Genomic DNA, 4,939 nt, shown 5'->3' with positions numbered 1-4,939 from the left:
CGGCCGACGCCGTCGCGGTGCTCACGGCCGGAGAAGCGGCCACCCCCGCGGCCAGGGCGAGCGCGGTGCGTCTGGAAATCCTTCTCATGGGCCCTCGTCTCGTCGTTGAGCGGCGTGGCCCTGAGTGTGTGGCCGGGCACTGTGCGTGGTCCAACAGCAATGTCCGATGCATTGATGCTCGGTGCGCATTGGTCCGGCTCGGCGCCGTCCAGAAAACGTGCTGCTCACGTCCAGAACCGGATTCCACAGTTCCCCTCGATCGCTGAAGGGAGCTGGGGAACATGAGAAAACTGATCGGCTGGGTCGGGGCCGCCGGGCTGGCGCTCACCACGATCCTGGTGGCGCCGGCCACCGCACAGGCCGCGCCGGCGACGCCGCACTTCGGGCCGGGCATCGACGCGTACTCGCCGTATCAAGGACAGACGACCTGCGAGGCAAGTGCCAAGCCGGGCCCGATCGCGGTGCGCGACCTGCTGAACGCCACCTACGGCGCACACACCGCGGGCATCAGCCGCAACTGCAACGGCACGGTGAGCGAGCACCACGAGGGCAGGGCGCTCGACTACCACTTCAACTACTTCAACGCCGAGGACAGGGCCGAGGCCGAGGACTTCCTCAACTGGGCGCTCGCCACGGACCAGTACGGCAACGCGCACGCGATGGCGCGGCGCCTCGGCGTCATGTACCTCATCTGGAACAACAGGATCTGGGAGAGCTACCGGCCGAACCTCGGCTGGCAGCCGTACTCCGGTGACAGCCCGCACCAGGACCACATCCACATCAGCTTCAGCTGGGACGGCGCGTACAAGCGGACGACCTGGTACACCGGTGGGCAGGCCTCGGTCGAGGGCTCGCCGTCCGCGGTGTCGATGCGCGACGGCCACCAGGAGATCTTCACCCGTGGCGCCAACGGCAGCGTGCATCACAAGTGGTGGTACGGCAGCAGTTGGTCCGACTGGGCCGACATGGGTGGCGGTGCCGTGACGTCGGCGCCGGCGGCGGTTTCCATGCAGGACAGCCACATCGAGTTGTTCGCCCGTGGTCAGGGCGGTGATGTCGTGCACCGGTTCTACTGGGGCAACGGTTGGTCGCCGTGGTACAGCCTAGGTGGGAACATCATCGGCGCACCCGCTGTCGTGTCGATGAAGCCGGGTCACCTCGAGGTGTTCGCGCGGTTCACGGACAACCAGATCTGGCACAAGTGGTGGTACGGCGACAAGTGGAGCGACTGGGCACCGATGGGCGGCGGCGCGGTGACCTCCACGCCGAGCGTCGCGTCGCAGCGCGACGGGCACCTGGAGCTGTTCGTCCGTGGTCAGAACGGCGACCTGCTGCACCGGTTCTGGTACGGCGACGGCTGGTCTCCGTACCACAGCCTGGGTGGCCAGATCGTGGGCAGCCCGTCCGCGGTGTCGATGTACAACGGTCACCTGGAGGTGTTCGCCCGCGGCACGGACAACGCGATCTACAACCGCCACTGGTACGGCACCTCGTGGAGCGAGTGGGGCTCGCTGGGTGGATCGCTGAAGGACAGCCCATCGGTGCTGACCATGCGCGGCAACCACCTGGAGCTGTTCGCACGCGGCACGGACAACCAGATGTACCACAAGTTCTACTACGACGGCGGACAGTGGAGCGGCTGGCACAGCCTGGGCTCCGTCTGACGGACGACGTGAAGGCCGCCCGGCGACGGGCGGCCTTCCCACGGGAGGAGAAAGTCGTGAGGGGCAAGGTTCTGCTGGCCGCGGTCGCGTTGTGCGCGAGCGCGGCACCCGCGTCGGCGGCGGTCACGTGGGGCAGCGTGACGCATCTCTACACACCGGACGGTCCGCAGCGGTACGCGTACGCGCCGGCCGCGGTGACCGAGAACGGGCAGACGTACGTCTACACGTGCCACAACAACTCGTCCGGCGAGATCCTCGACCACGTCTACCTGAGCAAGGGCAACGACAGCAGATCCGTGGTGCGGCCGAGCGTGAGCGGGTGGGACTCCACACACATCTGCGACCCGACCGTGGTCGCGCGAACGTCCGTTATGGACAGACGGACTACCGGTACGTGATGTTCTTCCTCGGCACGGATCACGCGAACACCAACAACCAGATCGGTGTCGCGTTCGCGCAGAAGCTGGACGGCCCGTGGGTGAAGCACCCGAAGCCGATCGTGACAACACCGTTCGAACCGGGCCACTGGGGTGTCGGGCAGCCGAGTGCCACGACGATCAACCCGGCGACCGGGGAGCTGATGCTGTTCTACAGCCAGGGCGGGCCGACCACCGAGTCGTACTTCCGCTACCTGAAGCTCGAGGACATGGCGAACCCGGTCGTCGGTGCGCCGGTGCGGATCACCAACGAGGGTCTCGGCGGCGACGTGCTGCACAACTTCGACATCGCCTACGACCCGAGCCGCGACCGGTTCTACGCCGCCCGCGAGGCGGCGCCGTACCCGAGCGACGAGCCGTCGTACATCTCCGCGCGCGTGGAGCTGGTCAGCATCGACGGCGCGAGCATCTGGGGCGGTACCGGCCGGTGGACCTCAGAGGGGTTCGTCACGCAGAACCTGACCGGTTACCAGCGCAACCACAACCCCGGCGTGCTGCGGACGGTGTACGGCACGTTGCCGGACTCCCGGTCCGTGACCACCGTGGTGTCGGTGGCACGAACCGGGAGCTTCCCGAACTCGTTGTGGACCTATCACCTGCGCCAGGTCACGGGCACCATTCGCTGACCTGCTCAGCCGAGGTGGTGCCAGCCGGACCAGTCGTTGCCGTAGTAGAAGCGGTGGTACACGCCACCGTCGGCACCACGAGCGAACAGCTCCAGGTGGTCCGGCCTCATCGACAGCACGGACGGCGCCGAGGTCATGGAGCCACCGTGGCCGCCCCAGACGCTCCAACCCTGGCCGTAGTAGTGGCGGGAGTGGATGCCGTTGTCCGTGCCGCGCGCGAACACCTCCAGGTGGTTGGCGTACATGGACACCGCGGCGGGCGCGCCGACGATCTGACCACCGAGGCTGTGGTAGGCGGACCAGCTGCCGCCGGAGTACCAGAACCGGTGCAGCAGGTCGCCGCCCGTGCCGCGGACGAACAGCTCGATGTGCCCGTCGTACATGGAGACCGCGGACGGAGAGGAGGCGACCTGGCCACCGCCGAGCGGCGCCCAGTCGCTCCACTTGTCCCCGTACCACCATTTGTGCCAGATCTGGTTGTCGGTGAACCGGGCGAAGATCTCCAGGTGTCCGGGCCGCATGGACACAGCGGAAGGAGTACCGACGACGTTGCCGCCCAGGCTGTGCCAGCCCGACCAGTCGCCACCCCACCAGAACCGGTGCAGCACGTCACCGTTCACGCCACGGGCGAACAGCTCGATGTGGTTGTCCTGCATGGAGACGGCGGCCGGCGGTGAAGCCACCTCGCCACCGCCGAGCGTCGCCCAGCCACTCCACCCGCCGCCGTACCACCACTTGTGCCACACCTGGCCGTCCGCACCACGGGTGAACACCTCCTGGTGCCCGTCGCGCATCGAGACGGCGGCCTGCGCGGTGTCGTTGCGGTAGGGGCGCGCGGCGTTCTCGGCGGTGGCCATCCAGTACGCGAAGCAACTCCGGTTGCCCGCGTCCGTGCAGTTGGACGCGGCCCAGTGCGTCTGCCAGTTCGTGCCGCGGCCCGACATGTCGAACGCGGCCCGCGCGTTGTTCTCCGGCACCAGCAGGTTGCCGTAGAGCTCCACGCGAGCCTGCGTCGGCGCGATCTGCCACAGCCCACTGTCCTCGTTCGGGGCCTTCGCCGACGGGCGGCACGTCGATTCGGCCATGCCGATCGCGATGGCCTTGACCAGCGCCTCGTCCCGGAAGCCCGCGTCGTGGCCGTACTCGGCGCACACCGGGGCGCCGTACTCCTCCGCCTGTGCCTGAGGCCACACGAGCATCCCCGCGAGCGCGAGCAGCGCCAGCACGAGTCTCTTCACCTGAGTTCCCCCTCGAAAACGTCACTGTTGTCGCGAGATTGTCAACGGCAGGCTGTCGCCGGTTCTGGACGAATTCTGGACGTCCCGCGACGATCCGCTGTCTATGCTGCGACGGTGCGAGTCGGAGTGCTCGGGTCCGTCGAGGTCTGGCTCGACGGGGAACCTCTGCCCATCGGTGCACCGCAGCAGCGGTGCGTGCTCGCCGTACTCGCGTTGGAGGCCGGCGAAGCCGTCGCGCCGGACCGGCTGATCGACTGCCTCTGGGACGACGACTCACCACGTGACGCTCGCGGGCTCGTGCAGGGGTACGTGTCACGTCTGCGCAAGGTGCTCAAGCCCACCGGAATCACGATCAGGCGCACCTCGGCCGGCTACACCCTGGAGGTCGGCCGCGACGAGGTCGACGTGCACCGGTTCCGGGCGCTGATCAGGGCAGGAGCCCACCGTGAAGCGCTCGACCTGTGGCGCGGTGACCCGCTCGGCGGTGTGACGGGCACGGATCTGCTCGGGCGGTTCCGCACCGGGATGGTCGAGGAGATGTTGTCCGCGACCGAGGAGTGGGCCGCCGCCGAGCTGGCGGCGGGCAGGCACCGCGAGGTGCTCGCCGAGCTCACCGGGCACGCGGCAGACCACCCGTTGCGGGAGAAGCTGGTGGCGCTGGCGATGCGGGCGCTGTACCTGTGCGGGCAGCAGGCCGAGGCGTTGCAGCGGTTCGACCGCACCCGCAGGCTGCTCGCCGACGAGCTCGCCTCGGATCCCGGCGACGAGCTGAAGGCCGCTCAGGAGCTCGTGTTGCGCGGCGCACCGGTCGAGCCGGCACCCGTTCCTGCCGCCGGCATCAGCACGTTGCCGTTCGACGTGCCCGACTTCACCGGACGCGAGCACGACCTCGACGCGCTCACCCGGCCCGCCACCGGCACGACGCTGTGGGCGGTGGACGGCATGGGCGGCGTCGGCAAGAGCGCGCTGGTGAT

General features: G+C 68.6%; 5 protein-coding genes. 4 read left to right on the top strand and 1 reads right to left on the bottom strand.

Annotated elements, in window-relative coordinates:
- Nucleotides 1-281 precede the first annotated feature (281 nt).
- The 3 genes from FXN61_RS47225 to FXN61_RS47215 are packed head-to-tail and all read left to right on the top strand — an operon-like array spanning nucleotide 282 to nucleotide 2,727.
- A complete protein-coding gene (locus tag FXN61_RS47225; protein ID WP_167980310.1) occupies nucleotides 282-1,664 on the top strand; it encodes a PLL family lectin in 1,383 nt (460 codons plus the stop codon).
- A 56-nt stretch (nucleotides 1,665-1,720) separates the two neighbouring features.
- Nucleotides 1,721-2,062 carry a hypothetical protein gene (locus FXN61_RS47220; RefSeq protein WP_167980309.1) on the top strand — a complete coding sequence of 114 codons (342 nt, stop codon included), beginning with the start codon at nucleotides 1,721-1,723 and terminating at the stop codon, nucleotides 2,060-2,062.
- Complete coding sequence (locus FXN61_RS47215; protein WP_167980308.1) at nucleotides 2,059-2,727, top strand: hypothetical protein; 669 nt, start codon at nucleotides 2,059-2,061, stop codon at nucleotides 2,725-2,727. Before FXN61_RS47220 ends, FXN61_RS47215 begins: the two co-directional genes overlap by 4 nt.
- Nucleotides 2,728-2,732: 5 nt before the next feature.
- Here the strand turns inward: FXN61_RS47215 and FXN61_RS47210 are convergent, their stop codons facing one another.
- Nucleotides 2,733-3,965: a DUF8189 domain-containing protein gene (locus tag FXN61_RS47210; protein ID WP_167980307.1), complete on the bottom strand. Its 1,233-nt coding sequence runs from the start codon at nucleotides 3,963-3,965 to the stop codon at nucleotides 2,733-2,735.
- A 114-nt stretch (nucleotides 3,966-4,079) separates the two neighbouring features.
- On the opposite strand from FXN61_RS47210, the gene FXN61_RS47205 reads away from it, so the two are divergent.
- Nucleotides 4,080-4,939: AfsR/SARP family transcriptional regulator (locus FXN61_RS47205; RefSeq protein WP_167980306.1), on the top strand; the 860-nt coding region annotated here is incomplete at its 3' end.

Source organism: Lentzea indica (assembly GCF_012184385.1).
Lineage (GTDB): Bacteria > Actinomycetota > Actinomycetes > Mycobacteriales > Pseudonocardiaceae > Lentzea > Lentzea indica.
This window is presented reverse-complemented; position numbering and strand designations above follow the sequence as displayed.